Below are 22,609 nucleotides of genomic sequence, written 5' to 3'. Positions count from 1 at the left end.
AGCTCATGCTCACCCGACGCCGCACAGTGGACCTGTGTCGCCTCGGTGGTTGTTGCTGCCGTTGCCGCTGACGATTCGCCGACGCCGCGTAGTCCGATCCCCGACGCGTTCTCCTCTCGCGAGAACCGTTCGATCCGTCTCGACGCCCCGCCGACGCGTCGGTGCCACCGATGTCCGGTGTGCCCGTCCCCGGTCGACTTCTTCCCCAATCGCACGCCCTCACACCGCAGGAGCCCGTCGAGTGTCCACTCCCAGTACCGCAACCACCGCGCAGGTGGACGTCCGCGGTCCCCGCTTCGTCGCCTGGGTCACCACCGCCGTCCTGGTGATCACGCTGGTGCTTTCCACGATCAGCGTTCCGGCCGCGGCAGTTCTGATCGCACTCCAGACCGCCGTGTTCGCGTTCGGAGCGGTGCGGGGACCGTCCGCTCACCCCTACGGCCGCTTGTTCGCCGCCGCCGTCAAGCCTCGCCTCGGTCCGACCACGGAGACCGAGCCCACCACTCCCCTGCGCTTCGCTCAGGGACTCGGTTTCGCGTTCGCTCTGGTGGGAACCCTCGGGTTCGCACTCGGAAGCCCGATCGTGGGAACCGTCGCCACCGGCTTCGCTCTGTTCGCCGCACTGCTGAACGCGGCGTTCGGAATCTGCCTCGGCTGCAAGATCTACCCCCTGGTCAGTCGCTTCCGCACGGCCTGACCGACACACGTTCGTTCCGCTGTCAGCACCTCACCTCGACGGACACCGATGTCGAGGGTCATCGCACCGAAAGGAATCACATGGCTCGCTCCGATGTCCTGGTCTCCGCAGACTGGGCCGAGCAGAACCTGTCCGCTCCCAAGACCGTCTTCGTCGAGGTCGACGAGGACGCCAGCGCCTACGACGGTGGCCACATCGAAGGCGCCGTCAAGTTGGACTGGAAGAAGGATCTGCAGGATCCCGTCCGTCGTGACTTCCTGAACCAGGAGCAGTTCTCGGACCTCCTGTCCTCCAAGGGAATCGCGAACGACGACACCGTGGTCCTGTACGGCGGGAACAACAACTGGTTCGCCGCCTACGCCTACTGGTACTTCAAGCTCTACGGCCACGAGAACGTCAAGCTCATCGACGGTGGCCGCAAGAAGTGGGAACTGGACGGCCGCCCCCTCTCCAGTGCGACCGTCACTCGTGAGGGCACGCACTACAGCGCCGGCACCCCGGACCTGAGCATCCGCGCGTTCCGCGACGAGGTCATCGACGCCATCGGCAACAAGAACCTCATCGACGTCCGTTCTCCCGACGAGTTCTCCGGCAAGATCCTCGCTCCGGCCCACCTGCCACAGGAGCAGGCGCAGCAGCGCGGCCACGTGCCGTCCGCGATCAACATCCCGTGGAGCAGCACCGCCAACGAGGACGGCACCTTCAAGACGGACGAGGCCCTCGCGGCCCTGTACGAGGAGAAGGGCTACGACGACTCGAAGGCCACCATCGCGTACTGCCGCATCGGTGAGCGGTCGAGCCACACCTGGTTCGTCCTCAAGGAACTCCTCGGCAAAGAGGACGTCAAGAACTACGACGGCAGCTGGGTCGAATACGGCTCCCTCGTCGGAGCACCCATCGAATTGGAGGTTCGCTGATCATGTGTGGAGCACCGACACAGGGCCAGACCATTCCCGCCGGGGTCGACGTGGAGAAGGAGACGGTCATCACCGGCCGTGTTCTCGCGAAGTCCGACGGCCAGCCGGTCGGCGGCGCGTACGTCCGACTTCTCGACAGCACCGGAGAGTTCACGGCCGAGGTCGTCGCGTCGGGAACCGGTGACTTCCGGTTCTTCGCGGCCCCCGGAACCTGGACGCTGCGGGCACTGTCGTCCACCGGCAACGGTGACGTGACGATTTCCCCCGACGGCGCGGGAATCCACGAAGCGGAGATCAGCGTCGGCGCCTGACGCCTTCGACCAGATCCACGAACGGCCCGGTACCTCGCGGTACCGGGCCGTTCTCGTGCTCGAGACCCGACGTTCGAGACCCCGACGTTCGAGACCCCGACGTTCAGGCTCCGGGGATCGCCGGGATTCCCACGGACCGCAGGAATTCCTCCCAGGAGTACGGCACGGTCTCCGTGTCGGGAGCCGGCGGGGCGAGGTAGCCGGGATTCACGGGCGGAATCACCCGCGGCCGATCGCCCGGCTCCGCGTCGCCCGTGGTCGATGCGGTCGGCTCGGTGGGAGCCGGCTCCACGGTTGTCGGCTCGGCGTCGTTGCGCTCGCTCTGCTCGCGCGCGAGGTCGCTGATCCAGCGAATCATCTTCTCGCTTTCCCAGTCCCGGCCGTTGTCCGGGAAGTTGTCCCAGTAGTAGAGGTGCTGGAGGAACCCGAGCTCGAGGTACGGCTTCTCCCACAGCTGCGGGATGTCGCGGTTGTCCTCGTCGAATCCGACGATCTCGGCGTCGATCTTGGCCGCGATGACGTCGCGTCCCGGGCCGGTCGCCCACTGCAGGGCGTCGGCCACCTCGTCGGGCGTCGGGGCCGGATCCTCGGGCGTCGGCGTCGTCTGGTCCGACAGCCGCACCATGACATCGAGGACCGACTCCTCCGACGTCGCGAACTCGGGGTTCGCGAAGACGTACGCCACCGTGCGCGCCGCGAGCGCCGACGATGCGTCCGCGAGCCCGGTGACCGTCGTACCCGGGTCGAACAGGGTGAAGTGCACCTGGCCGAGAACGTTCAGCGCCATCGGCAGCACCCCGAGCCGCTCCGGGGCGGCGCACGCGATGTCCACGGGACGGCACGCCCACTGGATCTTGTCGGTCAGCGTCCCGTAGTCCTTCTGATCCGAGGACATGAACCCGCCGCCCTCCGGTCCGGGCTCGCCGAGCGAGGGCGTGCCCACCGGCCGATAGGGATCGCCGACGAGCGCGATGCCGGCGATGTCGTCGGCGGTGATGAACGCGTCGTCCGGGCGGGAGCCGATGTCCACCGCCAGCCGTTGGACGACCTCGGCCCCCACGCTGTAGCCGAACATGACGTACTTGGTGCGCTCACCGCACTTCGTCTTGTTCTCCTCCATCAGGCGTGTCGTCGACGCCATGCCCTCGCGCACCGAATCCTGATACGTCGGGTTCGGTGTCTCGATACCGATGCCGTACTCGGACGCGTACGGAACGTAGACCCACCCGACCCGGCCCGGATACTCGGCGTTGGCCTGACCGGCCGGGACGGTCACGTTCCCCACCCAGTTCGACCACGGCAGACGATCTTCCTCGTCCAGCGGATTGCGGTCGCTCGACGAATCGGTGGCCCCGGTGATGGCGACGACCAGGACATCGGGGCAGTCCTGCGCGTAATTGTTCGGATCCAGGTCGATGCGATCCCCACGTCCGACGATGCCGTCTCGCAGATCTTGCTCGATCGACTCCGGACTGATCGCCTCCAGCCCCTGCTCGCGCAGACCCAGCGGGTCCGGATACGGCGCCGGCCGGGGGTAGTACCCGTCGGCATCGGGGCTCGACGGCTCCGCCACCACCACGGCGCTGCCGCCGGCCATGGCCAACGCTGCCGCGCACGCCACCACCACGCAACGGACGGCTACCCGTCCGCGGCCCTCACGGGCACGCATCACCTCGCGAATCGGCATCCGCCCACGCATCACTGACCCCCATGGTTCGCGCGCACCGACTCGGGCGCGATCGTTCGCGTGTGCCGACGTGATCCGCGAGTGCCGTAGTCGGCACGCTTCGTCGGCAACGAGATCCGACCCTACGAGACCGGCCGGGCCTGCGGAGGCAGACGAGGTTGTCACCCGTCACAGCGTCCACGCGCGAGCCGACCGGCGTCCGCGAGTCCCCGGGGCCCGGTCTACAATCGAAACGTGGTCATCTTCTTCGAAGCTCTGCTGGTCCTGGCGTCGATTCTCATCGCCTGGTTCTCGCTGTACGTCGTGTACCGCTTGGTCACCGACGAGTCGTGAGCCAGAGCCCGGAGGACAGCACTCCCGCCCGGGTCCCGGCCGACGCCAACCCCTCCGCCCTCAGTGGTACGGAGGCGGTGGCGCATGCCGAGGATCGCGCGCGGCTCACCGCTGCACGCAACATCCCGCCGATCCCCGATCTCGCGGCGCCCGACGACACGGCCAACGTACGTCTGGGTGAGGACATCGCCCACGACATGCTCGCGCTGCTTCCCCTCGTCGGGGTGTGGCGTGGCATCGGCGAGGGCCACGACGAGCAGACCGGTGACTACCCGTTCGGTCAGCAGATCGTCGTCAGCCACGACGGCGGGCCGTACCTGAACTGGGAATCACGAACCTGGCGCCTCGGTGACGACGGAGCGTATGCGGGGGCCGATCTGCGCGAGTCCGGCTTCTGGCGCGTCAGCGGAACCGGTGCGCCCGGCGCCGAGGACGAGGAGACCCTCGAACTTCTCCTCACCCACGCGTCCGGTCTCATCGAGCTGTACTACGGACGCGCTCTCAATCAGGCGTCGTGGGAACTCGCCACCGACGTGGTCATCCGATCCACGTCGGCCGCCGTCGTCGGTGGGGCCAAGCGTCTCTACGGCATCGTCGAGGGCGGAGACCTCGCGTACGTCGAGGAGCGTGTAGGCGCCGACGGCGAACTCGCTCCGCGGTTGTCGGCGCGGCTGTCGCGCTACGTGGGCTGAGTCAGCCCGCCGCCTTCTCGTCGTCGTTCTCCGACTTCTCGTCACGCGATGTCGCCGAGCCGGATTCCTCGTCCCAGTCCGCGAACGCGGTACCGGACACGGTGCCGCCGGTTCCCTCCACCGTCACGCATTCGCGGGCGCCGGTCTCGTAGCGCGCGTTGAGCCCGTCCATCTTCTCACCGGCCCGGTCCAGGTCCTCCTGGCTGATGTCCGGTCCCACGGTCTCGTCCTGAGCCGTCGATCGCGTGCGCGTTTCGTCGGTTCCGTTCGTGGCCTGGTCGTCCATGGCCTGGTCGTCCATGGCCTGGTCGTCCATGGCCTGGTCGTCGTCGTGGCTGCGTTCTGCGTCGTTGCTCCCCATGTCCGTCAGCGTGACACACGAGCACCCGGCCGGAGGGCGAACGAGCAACTCCGCAGCAGCCGGCCGGTCCCGAGATCGACGGTCCCCGTCCACGAACGACAGCGACCCCCGAGCCCTACCGGAGCGAACGAAAGTCGTTGCGCCGGTCTCGGTCTGGACGGACCGAGGGCTCGGGGGTCGGGTAGCTGCCTGGTATTCGCTGCGCCGCTCGCGCGGTGAGCAAAGAACCGTCAGCGGTTGCGGCTAGCGGGCAGCCACCTCACGCGTCCTAGAGTCATACAATCTCAGACCACCTCCTCTCTCGTGTACGGACAACGGTACGCGCGGATCGGCGAGGGCGGCAACGAATTTTTCTCGAAGCGAACGTCACCGTGCTCGTCGGCGGTCCGAGCACCGGTTCAGACCGTGATCGCGGCGTCCACCAGAGCGCGAATGTCGTTGTCCGCGTCCGAAGCTCGGTAGTGCGTTGCGTCGAGTCGTTGCACCTTTGCGGCCAGCGTCACCGAGGACACCAGCCAGACGCTGTCGGCGAGCAAGAGATCGGCCACCCGCAGGGGTGCGTGGGAGCATTCCCACCCCTCACCGCGGGCCGCGTCGAACAGAGCATCCACGGTGGTGCCACGCAGGACGCCGTGCTCGGTCGGCGGTGTCACCATCGTCTGCCCCGTCACCGCCACCACGGTCGATCGTGGACCCTCGAGGACGAACCCTTCGGTACTGCGGAACACCACGTCGTCGAAGCCGATCTCCCGAGCGTGGCGCAAGGCCGCCATGTTGGTGGCGTACGACAGGGTCTTGGCGCCGAGCAGTTGCCAGGGCGCAGATTCGGCGAGCGTGATCGAGAAGCCGCGGGGAAGCACGGTCGCGGACACGCCCTCGGCCCGAGCGCGGTGCACGCGGTCGGGTACCGACGCGATGGACACGAACGCCGTCACCCCGCCGTCGCCGCCTTCACGACCCCGGCTCAGGAACAGTCGAATAGCACCCTCGTGGTCGGACGGCCACTCGCCGATCGCGGTGGCCACCGCGGTCGACCACTGTCGGTGATCGGGTTCGGGAAGATCCAGCATGCGCGCCGACGCGGTCAACCGATCGAGGTGCGCCTGGAGTCGACACGGCGTGCCCCCACGCAGCAGAACGGTCTCGAACGCTCCGTCGCCGCGCACTCCGCCGAGGTCGTCGGCGTGCAGGATCGGCGCCTCCGGGTCACGAACATCACCGTCGAGCGAGACGAGTACCCGTGCAGTCATGCTCCGAGGGTAGTGGCGCAACCGGTCCCCTCCGCACATGGTCGGTGTACTCGTAGACTGGAGCCGTGTCCGACACCGCGAACGTTCCGGCCTCCTCCTCCCCCGCGACACCGAGTCCCTCCCCCATCACGCGTCGTCCCGGCGCCGTGAACAGCCCGTCGGACAGCCCCGACACCGGTACCGCCTGGCACTACGGCGATCCGTTCGGCGAACAACGCGCCGCGATCACCACCGCCGCCGTGATCGACCGATCCACTCGGTCGGTCATCGCGATCACCGGTGAAGAACGTCTGACCTGGCTGCACACCATTTCCAGCCAACACATCGCCGAGCTCGCGGACGGGCGGTCGGCGGAGAACGCGAGTCTGGATGTCAACGGACGCGTCGAGGACCACTTCGTCCTCACCGACCTCGCGGGCACCACGTGGATCGACACGGAGCCGTCCCGCGGCCCCGGGCTCCTGGGGTTCCTGAAGAAGATGGTGTTCTGGGCGAAGTCCGCTCCTCGCGACGGCGCCGAGCTCGCCGTGTTGTCGCTGATCGGGCCGAAGGCGCCGTCCATCCTGCGCTCGATCGAGATCGACGTACCCGAGGCCCCGTACGACGCCGTGCCCCTGGGCGCCGACACCACGGGATTCGTCCGCCGGATGCCGTGGCCCTCGCGCACGGATTCGTTCGACCTCCTCGTACCGCGCGCCGACCTCGAGGAATGGTGGGCCCGGCTGGTCGTCGCCGGGGCACACGAGGCCGGAAGCTGGGCGTACGAGGCGCTGCGCGTCGAGGCCGTACGCCCGCGCGTCGGCCGCGACACGGACGAGCGCACCATCCCGCACGAGGTCGGCTGGATCGGTGGGGTGAGCGAATTCGGCGCGGTCCACCTCGACAAGGGGTGTTACCGAGGTCAGGAGACCGTCGCTCGCGTGCACAATCTGGGCAAACCGCCGCGGCGCCTCGTATTGTTGCACCTCGACGGGTCGGCCGACGGACGCCCGGAGACCGGCGACGACGTGACCTTCGGCGGCCGGAACATCGGTCGCATCGGCACCGTGGTCGACCACTTCGAGCTCGGCCCCATCGCGTTGGCGTCGATCAAGCGGTCGGTACCGCAGGACACCACGCTCGACGCGGGCCCGTGCGCGGCCTCGATCGATCCGGACAGCTACGCGGAGGATTCCACCGTGCAGGCCGGGCGAGCCGCGGTCGACAGGTTGCGTGGACGGTGACCACCGTGCCTGGAGAAGGCCGGATCCTCGCGGTCTGCGTCGTCCACGAGGTGCTTCCGCTCAGCCGACCCGCCGTGGTCGATTCCGCGATCGACAAGCGTCCCGTCGCAGGACCCGTACCCGTCGGTGAACTCGGTTTGACCGGAGATCTGTCCTGCGACACCGACTTCCACGGCGGGTCCGAACAGGCCGTGTACGCCTACGCCGAATCGGAAGCGCAGCGGTGGTCGACGGAACTGGGCCGCGAACTCCCACCGGGGTGGTTCGGCGAGAACCTTCGCGTCGACGGTGTTGCAGTGACCGATGCCGTCGTCGGATCGCACTGGGACGTGGGTACCGCGGTCCTCGAGGTCACCATTCCGCGGTATCCGTGCGGCACCTTCGCCAAGTGGAGCCACGAACCACGATGGGTCACCCGTTTCACCGAGCGTGCCGACGTCGGCACCTACTTGCGGGTGGTGCGCCCCGGCATCGTCTCCGCCGGCGACGCGGTCCGCGTCACCCGTGTCCCCGACCACGGGGTCACGGTGCGGAACGTGTTCACCGGTGAGCGCCCCGACGAACTCCGACGGCTCCTCGAGATCGAGGGGTTGACGCCGAAGGTCTACCGGGACGCTCGGCGCGCGCTGGACCGCGTGGCGCGAGCAGCGCGCAAGGCCGCTCCCGCCCCGTGATTCTGATTACTGCCCGCGTCCGAGGGTGATCGGCTCCAGAGATCGTGCTGACAGATGCGCGTCGAGATTCCGCACCGCATCGCGTGCAGTGCGGCCGACGCCGATGAGCGTCGCGGATGCCGGGCCGGTCCAGTCGCCGTAGCCGAGGAAGATCAGGGTGGGTTCGCCGCGGAGGTGGTTGTCCTCCAACGCGATTCCCTGCGTGCCGCTCGACTGCCCCTCGGTCGATTGCAGGTGCAGCGGTCGCAGATGCCGGAGCGCGGGACGAAAACCGGTGCACCAGATGATCACGTCCACCGCCTCCACGTGATCGCCGCTCGTCACGCCGTCCGGTACCAGGGCGGAGAAGATGGGGGTCGCGCGGAGCACGCCGCGGTCCCGCGCGTCCTTCACCGGCGGGACCATGACGATGTCGCCGAGTCCGGCGACTCCGGACGAATCCGGGTCACCCGCGGCGAGCGCCCGGGATCGTTCGCTCGCGACGTCGAACAACACTCGACCGTCCACGTCGTCCGGGAGGAATCTCGGTTCGCGTTCGGTGAACCACACCGTGTCCGTCACGGTGGAGACCTCGGCGAGGATCTGCGCGGCGGAGTTTCCTCCACCCACCACGGCGACTCTCCGTCCGGCGAAGGCATCCGGAGCGACGTACGCCGCGGCGTGCAGTTGTGTTCCGGCGAAATCTCGCATCCCGGGGTACGTCGGCCAGAACGGACGCGAGAAGGTGCCGGTCGCGTTGATCACCGCTGCGGCGGTGAAGGATTCGACATTCGTCTCCACTCGGTAGCCCGTGTCGGTCCGATGCACCGCCTCCACTCGCACGGTACGCCGTACCGGTAGGTCGTATCGCTCCTCGTACCGGGTGAGGTAATCCACCACGTGCGATCCGGGCGGGAATCCACGTGGCCACGGCGGCATCGGCCACCCCGGCAACCGGGAGTGCTCGGCCGGGGAGAACAGGTGCAGTGATTCCCAGTACCGCGACCACGACCCACCGGGCTCGGGTCGATCGTCCAGAATCACGAAACTCGAGCCGGCCCGCCGCAGGTAGTACCCGGCGGCCAATCCGGACTGGCCGCCGCCGATCACCACCACGTCCACGGACGTGCCGATCAGATGGTCCGTTCGAGAAGGCGGGCGGCCAATTCGTCGACGCGCGCGGCGATGTCGTCGCGAACCAGTCGCATTCTCTCGATACCGTCGATGCCGCGCTCCGACGGCTCGTCGGTGTCCCAGTTCAGATACGTGGGACCGTCGACCACGTCGACGCGCGCTTCGCCGCCGAGGGTGACGACGTAGTCCATCCGCGCCAACAGTTCCGGGTCGATCGGCTTGGGCTGCTCACCGGTCAGGTCGACGCCGACCTCGAGCAGGGATTCGGCGGACAGGGCGTTGACCGCGGTCCCCGGCTTGGTCCCCGCAGAGTGCACGTCGACGGTGCCCCCCACTGCGTTGCGCATCAAGCCGGCCGCCATCTGCGACTTGCCGCCGTTCTTGACGCAGACGAAGAGGACGCTGGGAATGCTCATGCGCGCGAACCCGTCTGCGCCGGAACCAGTTCGGCGATCAGGTCCTCGACCATGACCTTGATCCGGTCGCGGATCGGCCGCACCGCCTCGACGCCCTTGCCGGCCGGGTCGGGCAACGCCCAGTCGCGGTAGCTGACACCGGGGAACACCGGGCACGCGTCGCCGCAACCCATGGTGATGACGACGTCGGAGGTCTGGACGGCGTCGGAGGTGAGAACTTTGGGTGACTGCGCCGAGATGTCGATGCCGAGTTCGGCCATCGCCTCGACGGCGGCGGCGTTGATCGAGTCCGCCGGAGCGCTTCCGGCGGAACGGACCTCGACGGTGTCACCGGCGAGGTGACCGAGGAATCCGGCGGCCATCTGGGACCGTCCCGCGTTGTGGACACAGACGAACAGCACGCTGGGGGTGTCGGACATCAGGACTTCCTCGTCTCCGGTGGTGTGGCCGACTCCGATGATGTGGCCGGGGTGGAAGAGAGCTGGGGATGAAAACGCTTGCGCAGCGCGAGCGAGACGTAGACCAGACCCACCAGCACCGGTACCTCGATCAGCGGACCGACGACGCCCGCCAGCGCCTGCCCCGAGGTGGCTCCGTACGTCGCGATGGCCACCGCGATCGCCAGTTCGAAGTTGTTACCGGCCGCGGTGAAGGCCAGGGTGGTGGTGCGCTCGTACCCCAGCCCCATCGCGGCACCCAGGGCGTAACCGCCGCCCCACATCACCGCGAAGTACACGAGCAGAGGCAGGGCGATGCGGACGACGTCGAGGGGCTGCGAGGTGATCTGGTCGCCCTGCAGGGCAAAGAGGATGACGATGGTGAACAGCAGGCCGTAGAGCGCCCACGGTGCGATCCTCGGGATGAACTTGGTCTCGTACCACTCCTGCCCCTTGGCCTTCTCACCGAAGTAGCGCGACGCGAAGCCGGCCACGAGCGGTATCCCCAGGAAGATCAGGACCGACTTGGCGATCTGCCACGGCGACGCCTCGATGGTGGACTGCTCGAGCCCCAGCCAACCGGGAAGCACGGACAGGTAGAACCAGCCGAGTATCGCGAACATGAAGACCTGGAACACGGAGTTGATCGCCACCAGGAAGGCGGCGGCCTCGCGGTCGCCACAGGCGAGATCGTTCCAGATGATGACCATGGCGATGCAGCGCGCGAGGCCCACGATGATCAGGCCGGTGCGGTATTCCGGGAGGTCCGGGAGGAAGAGCCACGCCAGGGCGAACATCAGGAGCGGTCCCAGGATCCAGTTCAGGACCAGGGATCCGACGAGCAAGCGCTTGTCGCCGGTGATGGCGCCCATCCGGTTGTAGCGCACCTTCGCCAACACCGGGTACATCATGACGAGAAGTCCGATGGCGATGGGGAGCGAGACACCGTCGACCGAAATCGTCGACAACGCTTCGTCGAGTCCGGGGATCAGGCGACCGAGCAGAAGGCCTGCGACCATCGCGACGCCGATCCACACCGGCAGGTATCGATCCAGGGTGGACAGTTTGCCGACGACGGCGGGTTGTTCCGCGGTGTTCGTGTCGGTGCTCATCCGGCCACCGCGATTGCGTCGTCGTTCACGGCGATACCGTCCGGCTGCTCGACCATCAGCGGCTCGGTGTCCACCAGGACGGCGGCGAGCTGGCGGAGGGCGGACGGCGCCGCCCGGTAGTACACCCAGGTCCCGCGACGCTCGCACTCGAGGATGCCGGCGTTCCGCAGCACCTTCAGGTGGTGGGAGATGGTGGGCTGCGACAGATCGAACGAGTCGGAGATGTCGCACACGCAGGCTTCGCCGCCGTCGTGGCTCGCGACCAGCGAGAGAAGCCGCAGCCGGACGGGGTCACCCAACGCCTTGAACATGCCGGCGAGATCGTCGGCCCAGTCCTCGGTCAGCGGTTCTCGGGTGAGCGGGGAGCAACAGGGCGCGGACGCCACCGCCTCTGAATTCGACATGCGTCTATATTGACGTTTGTCGAATCAATCCGCAACCGCCGGCCTCCCCGCCCTCCGACGTGGCGTTACGCCGTCGCGACGTGCCCGCGCCCACTCCCGCTCCCGAATCGCTCGCGGGACACCGCTCACCGTGGAAGCGCAGAGTCGTTTCGCACGCTAGAGTGTCCTACAGGAAGAACACACAATCAGACGGGGCCGCCAAAAATTCCCAGGCCGCCCCGCTATTCGCGAGGGGGTTAGCCATGGGCCGCGGCCGGGCTAAGGCAAAACAGACCAAAGTTGCGCGTGAGCTGAAGTACAGCTCTCCGTCGACGGACTTCGAGAGCCTCCAACGAGAGCTCGCCGGATCCCCTGACTCGCACCTCCACGGCATCGCCGAACGGGACACCTCCCGCCAGGACGATGACGAGTACGAAGACTGGCGGCGCTGATGACCGACGCGTCCACCGCGCTGCCGTAAGTCGGCTGAATCCACGAATGCGGGGCACCCAACGGGTGCCCCGCATTCGTCGTCTCCTACTTCGGGTCTGCCCGCTCAGAACCGGGGGTGATTACCCGCCAACACCGCTCGTTCCTCGGCGTCGGCCGACCGACGCACGGAGCCGAGCGTCCAGCAGTCGATGTGCCGAGCGGTGAGCACGGCCAGGGCCCGGTCGACGTCTTCCGGTGCCACCACCGCGACCATGCCGACGCCCATGTTGAACGTCTTCTCCATCTCGACCCGCTCGACACGGCCGCGCTGGGCGATCATCGCGAACACCGGAGCCGGACTCCAGGTCCCGCGGTCCATCTCGGCGGTCAACCCGGCCGGCATGACGCGGGCGAGGTTGGCAGCCAGTCCGCCGCCCGTGACGTGGCAGAACGTGCGGACGTCGGTCTCGGCCGCCACCGCCAGGCAGTCCTTCGCGTAGATACGCGTCGGCTCGAGCATCTCCTCGCCCAGCGTGCGCCCGAACTCCTCGACGTAGCCGGTCAACGACATGCGGCTGATGTCCAGCAGAACCTTGCGGGCCAGCGAGTATCCGTTGGAGTGCAGACCCGACGATCCCATGCCGATGATCACGTCGCCCGGGCGTACCCGGTCCGGTCCGAGCACCGCGTCGGCCTCGACGACGCCGACTCCGGTGGCCGACAGATCGTATTCACCGTCGGACATCATGCCGGGGTGCTCCGCGGTCTCCCCACCGAGCAGGGCGCAACCCGCGGCGATGCAACCGTCCGCGATGCCCTTCACCAACTCGGCGACGTGCTCCGGGACCACACGGCCCACGGCGATGTAGTCCTGCAGGAACAGCGGTTCGGCTCCGCAGACCACGAGGTCGTCGACGACCATGGCCACGAGGTCGAGTCCCACGGTGTCGTGCTTGTCCAGAGCCTGAGCGATGGCCAGCTTGGTACCGACACCGTCCGTGGACGCCGCGAGCAGCGGCTCCCGGTACCCGCCCTTGAGCGCGAAGAGACCGGCGAATCCACCGAGTCCGCCCATGACCTCGGGCCGGGTGGCGCGCTTGGCCATCGGTGCGAACAGTTCGATGGCCCGATCACCGGCCTCGATGTCCACCCCCGCCGCGGCGTACGACGCGCCCCCGCTTCGCGAGGCGCTCGCATCGTCGGTCGCGCCGTGCTGGTGGGTCTCATCGGTCATGGGTGTACTGCTCCAGCCTGTGTCGCACGCTCGACGCGCACTGTGGGGTGTCCGGTCAGGGCGTTCGCCCGCCCGATTGCGCCCTTACGGTACCGGAGGAGGCCGACCTCGCCACACGGCCGGGACGCGGTGTCGACGGGCATCAGAGCCTCGCGCGAGCGGCCACGTCATCGCGGTGGCCGGCTTCGGTCCACCTCCGGCCGCGGAATGGCCGCGATCAGGCGTCGGGTGTACTCCTGCTCGGGTGAGCGCAGGATCTGCCACGGCGTTCCGAGCTCCACGAGGGCACCGTGCCGCAGGACCGCGACGCGGTGGGCGAGCCGGTCCACCACCGCCAGGTCGTGACTGATGAACAAGCACGCGAAGCGCAGCTCGCGCTGCAACTCCTCGAACAGGTCCAGCACCGCCGCCTGCACGGACACGTCGAGCGCACTCGTCGGTTCGTCGGCGACCAGCAGGTCCGGCTTCAACACCAGTGCACGGGCCAGAGATGCGCGCTGACGCTGCCCGCCGGACAGCTCGTGCGGATACCGCCGATCGGTCCCGGCCGGCAGTTGGACGGCGTCCAACCACTCGGTGACGGTCTTCTGGATCTCGGCTCGCGGTACCCCGTGCACGATCATCGGCTCCGCGACGCATCTTCCGACGGTCAGTCGCGGGTTCAGAGAAGTCGACGGATCCTGGAAGACGAACCCGAATCGCCTTCTCAGCTCCTTGAGCTGCGCGCGTTTCAGGGACGCGACGTTCTGCCCGAGCACGTCGACGCGTCCTCCAGTGGGCTTCTGGAGCGCGGCGACGCAGCGTCCGATCGTCGATTTCCCCGATCCGGATTCCCCCACCAGCCCGAGCGTCTCACCGGACCGCACGTCGAAGCTCACCGAGTCGACGGCTCGGAATCGCGGCTGCCCGACGCCACCGGGGAACTCCACGACCAGATCGCGCACCGAGAGGACCGGGGCACCGCCGAACTCGGCCTCCGCCGTCGGCGGCGCGGCACTCAGCGTCGGCACGGCGGCCAGCAGGGTGCGGGTGTATTCGGCCTTCGGCGCGTCGAACAGGTCGTGGACCGTGGCCTCTTCGACGATCTCACCGTCCTTCATCACGATCACACGGTCCGCCAGGTTCGCCACGACGCCCATGCTGTGCGTGATCAGCACGATCGCGCACCCCAATCGATCCTTGAGGTCGCGCAGCAGATCCAGGATCTCCGCCTGCACGGTCACGTCGAGCGCGGTGGTCGGCTCGTCGGCGATGATCACCTTCGCGTTGCCCGAGACGGCGATCGCGATCATCACCCGCTGCTTCTGCCCTCCGGACAACTCGTGCGGGAAATATCCGAACCGACGCTCCGGGTCGGGTAGTCCCACGAGATCCAGCAGTTCGATCGCCCGCTGCCGCGCGGCCTTCTTGTCGGGGACCCGACCGTCGGGACCGGGGTGCGCCCGTAGCGCCTCGACGATCTGGAAGCCCACCGTGAAGAGCGGATCCAGTGCGCTGCCTGGTTCCTGGAAGATCATCGCGATGGCGGAGCCGCGCAGATCCCGCCACTGCTTGCTCGTCAGTGCGGTCACGTCGCGATCGGCGAGCGTGACCGTGCCCCGGACCTGCGCGGTGGTCGGCAGCAGACCGATCGCGGATCGCACGCTGACCGACTTGCCGGACCCCGACTCCCCCACCACCGCGACGACTTCCCCCGGCACCACGGAGAACGAGACCCCGCGGACGGCGTTCACCGGCCCGGCGTCGGTGTCGAAGGTGACCGACAGCGCGTCCAGGGCGAGCGCCGGCCCGCTGTCCTGTCTCACGGCGTCCTGTCCCCCGGCATCCTGTCTCACGGCGTCCTGGTTCACGATTCCACCTTCGTCCTGCGGCGCGTGCGAAGCACCGGATTGAGTGTCTCGGAGACGCTTTCGCCGACCATCGTCATCCCGAGCACGACGAGCACGATGGCGAGCCCGGGAAAGATCGACGTCCACCAGATCCCGTTGGAGATGTCCGGGAGAGCCTTGTTCAGGTCGTATCCCCACTCGGACGCCGAGGTGGGTTCGATGCCGAATCCGAGGAAGCCCAGACCGGCGAGGGTGAGAATCGCCTCCGCCCCGTTGAGGGTGATGATGACCGGCAGCGTCTGCGTGACGTTGGCGAGGATGTGGCGGAACAGGATTCGCGTCGTGCCGGCTCCGGTCACCCGGGCGGCGTCGACGTACGGTTCGGTCTTCACCGACACGGTCGCGTTGCGCACCACCCGGAAGTACTGCGGGACGAAGACCGCGGTGATGGCGATGGCCGCGGACAGGATTCCGCCGAAGCTGCTGGACTGGCCACCCGCCACGACGATCGAGACCACCACGGCCAGAAGCAGACTGGGGAACGCGTACATCGCGTCCATGAACAGGACCAGAACTCGGTCGAGCCAGCGGCCGAGGTAGCCCGACGCCAGGCCCAACGGAACGCCGATCGCGATGGACAGCACCAGCGAGGTCGCGATGACCATGAGCGCGGTACGAGCGCCGTACACGACGCGGGAGAAGACGTCCTCGCCGCGCACCGACGTCCCGAAGAGGTGCTCCGCGCTCGGACCCGCCTGGCGGGCGAACTCCACTCCGTCGGCGGACGTCTGGGCGAAGCCGTAGGGCGCGATCAGCGGAGCGAAGAGCGCGGCGACGAGGAACATCGCGATGAGCACCAGGCCCACGACGATCGTCACCCGCTGCAGTCCCACACTCGATCGGATGACGGACAGGCCCGGCACTCCGCGGCGCCGACCCGGTGGCGGCGGCGCAATGGTGCCGACCGTGGTGTCGATGGTCATGTCAGAACCTCACTCGGGGGTCGACGAGCGCGACGATCGCGTCCGTGAGGAAGCTGATCACGGCGACCACGATGGCCAGGAAGGTCACGATCCCCTGCACCGCGATGAAATCACGGGCCCGAAGGTATTGCGCCAGTTGATACCCCAAGCCCTGCCATTCGAAGGTGGTCTCGGTCAGCACGGCGCCTCCCAGCAGCATCGCGATCTGCAGACCCATGACCGTCACCACCGGAATGAGGGCGTTGCGGAACGCGTGTCGCCGGGTCACCACCGCGTCGGAGACACCGCGAGCGCGAGCGGCCTCGACGTATCCGGACTGCAGCGTCTGCAGCAGATTGACGCGGACCAGGCGGAGGAAGACCCCCGCCGTCAACAGTCCCAGAGCGATCGCGGGCAGCACGGCGTGCTTCAACACGTCGATGGTGTAGGAGGTGTCTCCGTACAGGATGGAGTCGATCAGCAGGATGTTGGTCTTCGGTGACACGTTCTGCAGGGCCAACTCCACGTTGGTGCTCGCCCGCCCGGCCACCGGTAGCCAGCCGAGCTGCACGGCGAACACCAGTTTGAGCAGCATGCCGACGAAGAACACCGGAGCGGCGTAGAACAGGATCGCGAGGATGCGCAGGACCCCGTCGGAGAACGAATCACGATGCGTCGCAGCGTAGAAGCCCAGCGGAATGCCGACCGCGAACGCCACCAGCAGGGCCCAGAACGCCAACTCCAGGGTCGCGGCTCCGTTGACCACCAGCACATCCGCGATCGGCACGTTGTTCGTGGCGGCATTGCCGAAGTCCCCGCGCAGAAGACCGGTCAGGTACTCCCAGTACTGGACGAGGATCGGCCGGTCGTACCCTGCTGCGGCCCGGCGCTCGGCGATCTGATCGGCGGGAAGCCGACCTCCGAGGGCCGCGCTGATCGGGTCACCGAGCACGCGCATGAGGAAGAAGACGACGGTGACCAGGATCCATGCCGTCGGAACGATCAGCAGGAACCGGATCACGAGATAGCGGGCGAGCGCGCCGTAGCGTGACGACGCACTCGCCCGTGACTTCCTCCCCACCGACGCCGCGTCGGGCGCGGTGGTGGTCATGCTCAGCCCTTCGAGATCGGGGTGAAGCGGAACTTGAACGACGCGTCGAGGGTCTCGTCGACGCCGGACACCTCGTCGGTGGACACGGCGATCTGCTTGCCCTCGAGCAGCGGCAAGGTGGAGACGAAATCGGTCGCCATCCGGGTCTGGATGTCGCCGATGATGCGCATCCGCTCGTCCTCGTCGGCCGTCGTGCGCTCGGCGTCGATCAGTGCCGAGATCTCCGCGTTCTCGAAGTGGTTCTGCAGGAAGTTGTCCGCCGAGAAGAACGGGGTCAGGTAGTTGTCCGCGTCCGGGAAGTCCGGGAACCAGCCGAGCTGGTAGACGGGATAGGTGTCCGCGACGCGTTCCTTGTTGTACGTGTTCCACTCGGTGGACTGCAGGTTCACCGCGAACAGGCCCGTGCTCTCGAGCTGGGACTTCACCGCGGCGTACTCCTCGGACGAACTCGAGCCGTAGTGGTCCGGGTTGTACTGGAGGTTGATCGCGACCGGGGTCTGCACTCCGGCCTCCGTCAGGAACGCCGCGGCCTCGTCCGGGTTCGGGGTGTCGCCGTACACGTCCTGGAACGCGGTGTTGGCGCCGTCGAGCCCGCTCGGAACCACGGACCACGCCGGGGTGAAGGTGCCCTTGTAGACGTTGTCCGACAACGCCTGACGGTCCACCGACGCGGACACGGCCTTGCGGATGGCGAGCTTCTGCTCGGGGGTGTCGCCGGGCATCGTGTTCAGGTTGAACACGATGTAGCGGAGCTCGCCGCCCGGACCCTCGTGCACCGTGAGACCGTCGACGTCGCCCAGCGATTCGATGTCGGTGGGGGTGAGCGAGCGCCACGCCACATCGATGGACTTGTTCTGCATGTCCAACTTGAGGTTGTCGGCGCTGGTGTAGGTACGCAGCGTGACGGAATCGGTGCTCGGCGCACCGAGCGCGCCCTGGTAGCCGTCGAACGCGGAGAACGACACCAGCGAGTTCTTCTCGTAGGTGTCGATGGAGTAGGGCCCGGCGAACGGCTTCGCCGCGACGATGGCGTTGTCGTCGAGGATGCTGTCCGCGGGGAAGACGGTCTCGTCGATGATCGGTCCGGTGTTCGTGGCCAGGGTCTGCGGGAAGGTCTGGTCGTTCGCGGACCTCAGGGTGAACTCGACGGTGGCCGGATCCGGTGCCGCGACCGACTCCAGATTGGCGAGCAGGGACGCCGGCCCGTTGGGGTCGTCGATGGACACGATGCGGTCGATCGAGAACTTGACGCTCTCGCTGGTGAGCGGGTTGCCGTTGGCGAACGTCAGGCCCTCCTTGATCGTGCAGGAGTAGACGGTCGGTTCGGTGAACTCACAGCTGTCGGCGGCGTCGGGAACCAGCTCGTCGCTGCCGGGCGCGTAGTTCATCAGGAACGGATAGACCTGGTTCATGATCGTGAACGAGCCGTTGTCGTACGACGCGGCCGGGTCCAACGCGTAGACCTGGTCGGTGGTCCCCACCACCAATGCCTCGCCGCCGCCGGCGGCGGCACCGTCGTCGGTTCGACCCGAACCGCAGGCAGCGGCCGCGAGCGCCGCGACGGACAGAACTGAGACGAGTGCAGTGGTGCGTCCTCGTGAGGGCACGCTCATGGGAATACGTCCTTGTCAGGAAGCCGGAACGCAGTACGGCGCTCCGATCGGGTCATTCGGTGAGCGGCACGTTACCCGGGGTTCGTGTCGTGCGTGTCACGAATTCGGGGATTTTTTAACATGACCGGTACTTACCTGTCCGACCACCGGGTCACCGGATGACCAAGGATGTCCTTATTGCCCGTTTCGGTGCGCCGTCAGCACCGTCTCGCCGCGCGGAGACAGCCGATAACCCACCTTCAGGCTCTCGGTCAGCCCGAGCGCTTTCAGCCGGCGAACACGCGGCTTGAACACGTCGCGCGTCGATCCGATCTCCGTCGCGAGGTCGGCCGCGAGGACTGCGGGGCTGCGATCGATGATCGCCAGCGTCGCCCACACCCACGGTTCGCCGGACCGGGCATCCATGCGCTCGAGCCGAGCCAGAATGTCCGCGAGCTCGTCCGGGCCGAGGTCGTCGTCCTCGCGTAGCGCGACGCGTGGATCCGCGCCGGCGAACGTCACTCCGATGGCGAACACCGGATCCCGGTCGCCACCCCGAAATCCGCGCATCATCGCGTCGAGAGACTGCGCCCCGGCCGCCCGCGCATCGGCATCGGTGAGTGAGGTGGGGTCGATCTCCTCGATCGAGTCGACCACGATCACCCCGACGGGAGTGTGGATCCACGTGCCGACCTTCACTCGCCGCCGGGACCACCGGCGGTACTGCACTCGAACGGTTCCCGCCGCGATCGCCTCCGCCACGGAGCGCTTGATCAGCACGGAACCGACCGGTCGTCGCTCGTCAGGGTCGCGAGAGCGCGCTGACGTTGTCGTCGTCGAGAACCAGCGGCTCCCCGGCGGTGCGACCCAGCAGGCCCTCCAGGACGTTCTTCCCCATGGAGGTGTCGCTCGGCAGCTCGATCGGGTACTTGCCGTCGAAGCACGCGGAGCACAGTCGGCTCGACGGCTGTTCCGACGCGGCGACCATGCCGTCGATCGAGATGTATCCCAGCGAGTCGGCGCCGATGGCGTGACGCACTCCCTCGAGCATGCCGTCCTCGGAGTCCATTCCGTTGGCGATCAACTCTGCCGGTGACGCGAAGTCGATGCCGTAGAAGCACGGCCAGCGTACGGGCGGCGAGGCGATGCGCACGTGAATCTCGAGCGCGCCCGCTTCGCGCAGCATGCGAATCAGCGCCCGCTGGGTGTTTCCGCGAACAATGGAATCGTCCACCACCACAAGCCGTTTCCCGCGGATCACTTCCTTCAACGGATTCAGCTTCAGGCGGATACCGAGCTGACGAATGGTCTGCGACGGCTGGATGAACGTGCGCCCCACGTAGGCGTTCTTCATCAGACCCTGGCCGTAGGGGATCCCGGATCCCTGGGCGTACCCGACGGCCGCCGGCGTGCCCGATTCCGGAACGGGGATCACCAGATCCCCCTCGGCCGGGTGTTCCTCGGCGAGGCGACGGCCGATCTCGACGCGCGTCGAGTGCACGGAACGACCACCGATGACGCTGTCGGGCCGAGCGAGATAGACGTACTCGAAGATGCAGCCCTTGGGCTCCGGTGCCGCGAACCGGGAGGATCGCACGCCGTCCGCGTCGATGGCGAGCAGCTCGCCGGGCTCGATGTCCCGCACGAACGACGCTCCGACGATGTCCAGCGCCGCCGTCTCCGACGCCACCACCCATCCCCGATCCAGACGACCGAGAGACAGCGGCCGCACACCGTGGGGATCGCGAGCGGCATAGAGGGTGTGCTCGTCCATGAAGGTCAGACAGAACGCGCCCTTGAGGGTGGGCAGCAACTCCATGGCGGCCTGCTCGATGGTGCTGTCCGCCGCCCCGTGCGCGAGGAGAGCGCCGACCACGTCGGAATCCGAGGTGGCGCTGGTGCTGCGTTGACGACCCATCAGACCGGCGGCTCGCGCTCGCTCCGACAGCTCGGTCGTGTTCACGAGATTGCCGTTGTGACCGAGAGCGACTCCGCTGCCGGCCGCGGTCGTCCGGAAGATCGGCTGCGCGTTCTCCCAGGTCGTCGAACCCGTCGTCGAGTAGCGACAGTGGCCGATGGCCACGTGGCCGGACATCGCGCCGAGGGTCTGTTCGTCGAAAACCTGGCTGACCAGTCCGAGATCCTTGAACACCAGGACCTGGGATCCGTCGGCGACGGCGATTCCGGCCGCTTCCTGACCGCGGTGCTGCAGGGCGTAGAGGCCGTAATAGGTCATCTTGGCGACGTCTTCGCCCGGAGCCCACACTCCGAACACGCCGCATTCCTCGCGCGGTTCGTTCTCCGGGACATCCGGATCGGAACCGGCGGCATCGAGCAGATTCGGGCTGTTGACCGACAGGGCGGCACGAGTCACGACAGGCTCTCCCTAGAGATGGCGAAGTGGCGCTTCGGTGGGTGCGGTGTGGACGCCCGACGGACCGTGCGCTTCGGTCACGCCCGATGCACTCACGTCGGTGAGTCTACGGCCAACAGGGACCACAACACGCCCCGGCGAACGATCGATACCGTCGGCGGTCTGTGACGCGCGACTCGCCGAATGCGGAGCGCAGGGCATGATGGACCGCATGGGCAGCAGACTTCCGCACGGTGTCGTCCCGGAACAACCCTCACAGGGCCAGGAATCGGTGTGGGACTACCCGCGCCCGCCCCGGCTCGAAGCGTCGGGAAAGCGGTTGGTGGTGCGGTACGGCGACGTGGTGATCGCGGACAGCACGTCCGCCCACCGCGTGCTCGAGACCAGCCATCCGCCCACCTGGTACATCCCCCGCGGCGACGTCGTGGAGAGTCGCATCCGGCGCTCGCGGGCACGGTCGACCATGTGCGAATGGAAGGGGTCGGCCACCTACTGGGACATCATCGGAGACGACGGGTCCATCCTCGAGGCGGGCGGGTGGAGTTACGAGAGCCCGACGCCGTCCTTCGCGCCCATCGCCGGTGCACTGTCCTTCTCGCCCGCCCAGCTGACGTGCGAACTCGACGGAGAGGTCGCCCGAGCACAGGAAGGCGGGTTCTACGCGGGATGGATCACCCGCGACGTCGTCGGACCGTTCAAGGGCATTCCCGGGTCGTGGGGTTGGTGAGTCCGCGGTGGACAACCACTACGCACACTCCGACTCCGCGGAGAGATCCCGCCGCGCCAAGGCCGTGGAACTGGCCCGGTACCTGTGGGACCGCGACATCTCGGCGGACGAGCTCGCCGGTCTGAGCCCGGAGGTGCGCCGGAAGCTGGCGCGCACGGCCGGGATCAATCCGCCGAGCACCGACGAGACGTGGAACTCGGTGTCCGCGCTCCTCGCCGACAAGGCCGACTGGGCGAGAACTCACCCGGACCACCCGGCCTCGAACCACGCCCACGCGGACGAGAAGATCCTGTGGGTCAAGCCGCCGGTACGACCCTGGCGGTGATCATCGGTCGCCGATCAGGTCGTGAGCAGTGGCAGCCAATGGGCGATCTCGCCGGCCCGTCCCCCCGACGCCGTCATCGTCGACCCGCCGAGAGCCTCGGCGAACGTGGCCTTCCCCGTCACCAACCGCAACCAGGTTCGCGCATCGCATTCCACGACGTTCGGCGGGGTGCCGCGGGTGTGTCGCGGGCCGACGATGCACTGCACGGCCACGAACGGGGGAACCCTCACCTCGACGCTCGACCCCGGAGCCGTCTGCTCCAGGGTGCGAGCGCTGAGCCGAACCGCTGCGGCGAGCTCGGGTCGCGCGGGCTTCGGCACCTCGGGGTCGTCGAGCCACGCGGAGACGGCCAGCAGCGCGGAGCGGAGCTCTGCGGGATTCACGGGTTTCGACGGTGCCACCGCATCAATATGCCAC

25 protein-coding genes are annotated in these 22,609 nt (G+C 67.7%); 9 read left to right on the top strand and 16 right to left on the bottom strand.

Annotation, left to right across the window (positions count from 1 at the left end):
• Positions 1–241: 241 nt before the first annotated feature.
• The 3 genes from ACY466_RS05975 to ACY466_RS05965 all read left to right on the top strand — a co-directional run bounded on the left by ACY466_RS05975 (position 242) and on the right by ACY466_RS05965 (position 1,925).
• Positions 242–697, top strand: coding sequence for a DUF4395 domain-containing protein (locus ACY466_RS05975; protein WP_463250648.1), 456 nt, complete (start codon positions 242–244; stop codon positions 695–697).
• An 80-nt stretch (positions 698–777) separates the two neighbouring features.
• Positions 778–1,614 carry a sulfurtransferase gene (locus ACY466_RS05970; protein ID WP_463250647.1) on the top strand — a complete coding sequence of 279 codons (837 nt, stop codon included), beginning with the start codon at positions 778–780 and terminating at the stop codon, positions 1,612–1,614.
• A gap of 2 nt (positions 1,615–1,616) precedes the next feature.
• A complete protein-coding gene (locus ACY466_RS05965) occupies positions 1,617–1,925 on the top strand; it encodes a DUF1416 domain-containing protein (protein ID WP_463250645.1) in 309 nt (102 codons plus the stop codon).
• Between the two features lie 103 nt (positions 1,926–2,028).
• Here the strand turns inward: ACY466_RS05965 and ACY466_RS05960 are convergent, their stop codons facing one another.
• A complete protein-coding gene (locus tag ACY466_RS05960; protein ID WP_463250643.1) occupies positions 2,029–3,612 on the bottom strand; it encodes a cutinase family protein in 1,584 nt (527 codons plus the stop codon).
• Between the two features lie 329 nt (positions 3,613–3,941).
• On the opposite strand from ACY466_RS05960, the gene ACY466_RS05955 reads away from it, so the two are divergent.
• Positions 3,942–4,637, top strand: a complete 696-nt coding sequence (locus ACY466_RS05955) for a heme-binding beta-barrel domain-containing protein (RefSeq protein ID WP_463250641.1) — start codon at positions 3,942–3,944, stop codon at positions 4,635–4,637.
• A 1-nt stretch (position 4,638) separates the two neighbouring features.
• On the opposite strand, the gene ACY466_RS05950 is transcribed toward ACY466_RS05955, so the two are convergent.
• Positions 4,639–4,998: a hypothetical protein gene (locus ACY466_RS05950; protein WP_463250639.1), complete on the bottom strand. Its 360-nt coding sequence runs from the start codon at positions 4,996–4,998 to the stop codon at positions 4,639–4,641.
• Positions 4,999–5,396: 398 nt separating this feature from the next.
• On the bottom strand, positions 5,397–6,248 hold the full coding sequence (locus tag ACY466_RS05945; protein ID WP_463250637.1) for an aminodeoxychorismate lyase: 852 nt from the start codon (positions 6,246–6,248) through the stop codon (positions 5,397–5,399).
• Between the two features lie 65 nt (positions 6,249–6,313).
• Between ACY466_RS05945 and ygfZ the strand changes: the two genes are divergently transcribed.
• Both ygfZ and ACY466_RS05935 read left to right on the top strand, forming a co-directional pair.
• Positions 6,314–7,471: a CAF17-like 4Fe-4S cluster assembly/insertion protein YgfZ gene (gene ygfZ / locus ACY466_RS05940; protein WP_463250635.1), complete on the top strand. Its 1,158-nt coding sequence runs from the start codon at positions 6,314–6,316 to the stop codon at positions 7,469–7,471.
• Positions 7,468–8,145 carry an MOSC domain-containing protein gene (locus ACY466_RS05935; RefSeq protein ID WP_463250633.1) on the top strand — a complete coding sequence of 226 codons (678 nt, stop codon included), beginning with the start codon at positions 7,468–7,470 and terminating at the stop codon, positions 8,143–8,145. Before ygfZ ends, ACY466_RS05935 begins: the two co-directional genes overlap by 4 nt.
• A gap of 6 nt (positions 8,146–8,151) precedes the next feature.
• Here ACY466_RS05935 and ACY466_RS05930 read toward each other — a convergent pair whose 3' ends face one another.
• Genes ACY466_RS05930 through ACY466_RS05910 form a run of 5 tightly spaced genes read right to left on the bottom strand, consistent with a single transcriptional unit; the run spans position 8,152 to position 11,627 of the window.
• Positions 8,152–9,261 (bottom strand): ArsO family NAD(P)H-dependent flavin-containing monooxygenase, encoded by a 1,110-nt coding sequence (locus tag ACY466_RS05930; protein WP_463252148.1) that lies wholly within the window; start codon positions 9,259–9,261, stop codon positions 8,152–8,154.
• Positions 9,258–9,674, bottom strand: coding sequence for an arsenate-mycothiol transferase ArsC (locus tag ACY466_RS05925; RefSeq protein WP_463250631.1), 417 nt, complete (start codon positions 9,672–9,674; stop codon positions 9,258–9,260). Before ACY466_RS05925 ends, ACY466_RS05930 begins: the two co-directional genes overlap by 4 nt.
• Positions 9,671–10,093: an arsenate reductase ArsC gene (locus ACY466_RS05920; protein WP_463250630.1), complete on the bottom strand. Its 423-nt coding sequence runs from the start codon at positions 10,091–10,093 to the stop codon at positions 9,671–9,673. The genes ACY466_RS05925 and ACY466_RS05920 overlap by 4 nt, the downstream gene beginning before the upstream one ends.
• On the bottom strand, positions 10,093–11,223 hold the full coding sequence (gene arsB / locus ACY466_RS05915; RefSeq protein ID WP_463250628.1) for an ACR3 family arsenite efflux transporter: 1,131 nt from the start codon (positions 11,221–11,223) through the stop codon (positions 10,093–10,095). The genes ACY466_RS05920 and arsB overlap by 1 nt, the downstream gene beginning before the upstream one ends.
• On the bottom strand, positions 11,220–11,627 hold the full coding sequence (locus ACY466_RS05910) for an ArsR/SmtB family transcription factor (RefSeq protein ID WP_463250626.1): 408 nt from the start codon (positions 11,625–11,627) through the stop codon (positions 11,220–11,222). The genes arsB and ACY466_RS05910 overlap by 4 nt, the downstream gene beginning before the upstream one ends.
• 242 nt (positions 11,628–11,869) lie before the next feature.
• Between ACY466_RS05910 and ACY466_RS05905 the strand changes: the two genes are divergently transcribed.
• Positions 11,870–12,058, top strand: coding sequence for a DUF3073 domain-containing protein (locus tag ACY466_RS05905; protein WP_463252147.1), 189 nt, complete (start codon positions 11,870–11,872; stop codon positions 12,056–12,058).
• Positions 12,059–12,162: 104 nt separating this feature from the next.
• On the opposite strand, the gene purM is transcribed toward ACY466_RS05905, so the two are convergent.
• The 7 genes from purM to purF form a co-directional block, all read right to left on the bottom strand.
• Positions 12,163–13,272, bottom strand: a complete 1,110-nt coding sequence (gene purM, locus ACY466_RS05900; RefSeq protein ID WP_463250624.1) for a phosphoribosylformylglycinamidine cyclo-ligase — start codon at positions 13,270–13,272, stop codon at positions 12,163–12,165.
• Positions 13,273–13,439: 167 nt separating this feature from the next.
• Positions 13,440–15,077 carry a dipeptide ABC transporter ATP-binding protein gene (locus tag ACY466_RS05895; RefSeq protein ID WP_463252146.1) on the bottom strand — a complete coding sequence of 546 codons (1,638 nt, stop codon included), beginning with the start codon at positions 15,075–15,077 and terminating at the stop codon, positions 13,440–13,442.
• A 41-nt stretch (positions 15,078–15,118) separates the two neighbouring features.
• Entirely contained in the window at positions 15,119–16,084 is a 966-nt protein-coding gene (locus ACY466_RS05890; protein WP_463250622.1) for an ABC transporter permease, read from the bottom strand.
• 1 nt (position 16,085) lies between these two features.
• On the bottom strand, positions 16,086–17,174 hold the full coding sequence (locus ACY466_RS05885) for an ABC transporter permease (RefSeq protein ID WP_463250621.1): 1,089 nt from the start codon (positions 17,172–17,174) through the stop codon (positions 16,086–16,088).
• Positions 17,175–17,176: 2 nt separating this feature from the next.
• Positions 17,177–18,787: an ABC transporter substrate-binding protein gene (locus ACY466_RS05880; RefSeq protein WP_463250619.1), complete on the bottom strand. Its 1,611-nt coding sequence runs from the start codon at positions 18,785–18,787 to the stop codon at positions 17,177–17,179.
• A 174-nt stretch (positions 18,788–18,961) separates the two neighbouring features.
• Entirely contained in the window at positions 18,962–19,546 is a 585-nt protein-coding gene (locus tag ACY466_RS05875; protein WP_463250617.1) for an ASCH domain-containing protein, read from the bottom strand.
• A gap of 22 nt (positions 19,547–19,568) precedes the next feature.
• Positions 19,569–21,140 (bottom strand): amidophosphoribosyltransferase, encoded by a 1,572-nt coding sequence (gene purF, locus ACY466_RS05870; RefSeq protein ID WP_463250614.1) that lies wholly within the window; start codon positions 21,138–21,140, stop codon positions 19,569–19,571.
• 199 nt (positions 21,141–21,339) lie between these two features.
• On the opposite strand from purF, the gene ACY466_RS05865 reads away from it, so the two are divergent.
• Positions 21,340–21,867, top strand: coding sequence for a DUF427 domain-containing protein (locus ACY466_RS05865; protein WP_463250612.1), 528 nt, complete (start codon positions 21,340–21,342; stop codon positions 21,865–21,867).
• Positions 21,868–21,874: 7 nt separating this feature from the next.
• The gene (locus ACY466_RS05860; RefSeq protein WP_463250610.1) at positions 21,875–22,192 is read left to right on the top strand and encodes a hypothetical protein; all 318 of its coding nucleotides are present in this window, start codon (positions 21,875–21,877) and stop codon (positions 22,190–22,192) included.
• A 14-nt stretch (positions 22,193–22,206) separates the two neighbouring features.
• Here the strand turns inward: ACY466_RS05860 and ACY466_RS05855 are convergent, their stop codons facing one another.
• Positions 22,207–22,593, bottom strand: a complete 387-nt coding sequence (locus ACY466_RS05855) for a sterol carrier family protein (RefSeq protein WP_463250608.1) — start codon at positions 22,591–22,593, stop codon at positions 22,207–22,209.
• Positions 22,594–22,609: the final 16 nt, after the last annotated feature.

It is taken from the genome of Rhodococcus sp. K11/5, assembly GCF_055193735.1.
Note: the sequence above shows the minus strand (reverse complement) of the source record. Positions and strands in the feature narration are given on the sequence as shown.

What these genes read in the sequence shown, in the direction of transcription:
- ACY466_RS05970 (WP_463250647.1), top strand. Translation starts at nt 778, where the DNA reads ATGGCTCGCTCCGATGTCCTGGTCTCCGCAGACTGGGCCGAGCAGAAC.
- ACY466_RS05965 (WP_463250645.1), top strand. Translation starts at nt 1,617, where the DNA reads ATGTGTGGAGCACCGACACAGGGCCAGACCATTCCCGCCGGGGTCGAC.
- ACY466_RS05960 (WP_463250643.1), bottom strand. Translation starts at nt 3,612, where the DNA reads ATGCCGATTCGCGAGGTGATGCGTGCCCGTGAGGGCCGCGGACGGGTA.
- ACY466_RS05950 (WP_463250639.1), bottom strand. Translation starts at nt 4,998, where the DNA reads ATGGGGAGCAACGACGCAGAACGCAGCCACGACGACGACCAGGCCATG.
- ACY466_RS05945 (WP_463250637.1), bottom strand. Translation starts at nt 6,248, where the DNA reads ATGACTGCACGGGTACTCGTCTCGCTCGACGGTGATGTTCGTGACCCG.
- ACY466_RS05925 (WP_463250631.1), bottom strand. Translation starts at nt 9,674, where the DNA reads ATGAGCATTCCCAGCGTCCTCTTCGTCTGCGTCAAGAACGGCGGCAAG.
- ACY466_RS05920 (WP_463250630.1), bottom strand. Translation starts at nt 10,093, where the DNA reads ATGTCCGACACCCCCAGCGTGCTGTTCGTCTGTGTCCACAACGCGGGA.
- arsB (WP_463250628.1), bottom strand. Translation starts at nt 11,223, where the DNA reads ATGAGCACCGACACGAACACCGCGGAACAACCCGCCGTCGTCGGCAAA.
- ACY466_RS05910 (WP_463250626.1), bottom strand. Translation starts at nt 11,627, where the DNA reads ATGTCGAATTCAGAGGCGGTGGCGTCCGCGCCCTGTTGCTCCCCGCTC.
- ACY466_RS05905 (WP_463252147.1), top strand. Translation starts at nt 11,870, where the DNA reads ATGGGCCGCGGCCGGGCTAAGGCAAAACAGACCAAAGTTGCGCGTGAG.
- purM (WP_463250624.1), bottom strand. Translation starts at nt 13,272, where the DNA reads ATGACCGATGAGACCCACCAGCACGGCGCGACCGACGATGCGAGCGCC.
- ACY466_RS05890 (WP_463250622.1), bottom strand. Translation starts at nt 16,084, where the DNA reads ATGACCATCGACACCACGGTCGGCACCATTGCGCCGCCGCCACCGGGT.
- ACY466_RS05885 (WP_463250621.1), bottom strand. Translation starts at nt 17,174, where the DNA reads ATGACCACCACCGCGCCCGACGCGGCGTCGGTGGGGAGGAAGTCACGG.
- ACY466_RS05880 (WP_463250619.1), bottom strand. Translation starts at nt 18,787, where the DNA reads ATGAGCGTGCCCTCACGAGGACGCACCACTGCACTCGTCTCAGTTCTG.
- ACY466_RS05865 (WP_463250612.1), top strand. Translation starts at nt 21,340, where the DNA reads ATGATGGACCGCATGGGCAGCAGACTTCCGCACGGTGTCGTCCCGGAA.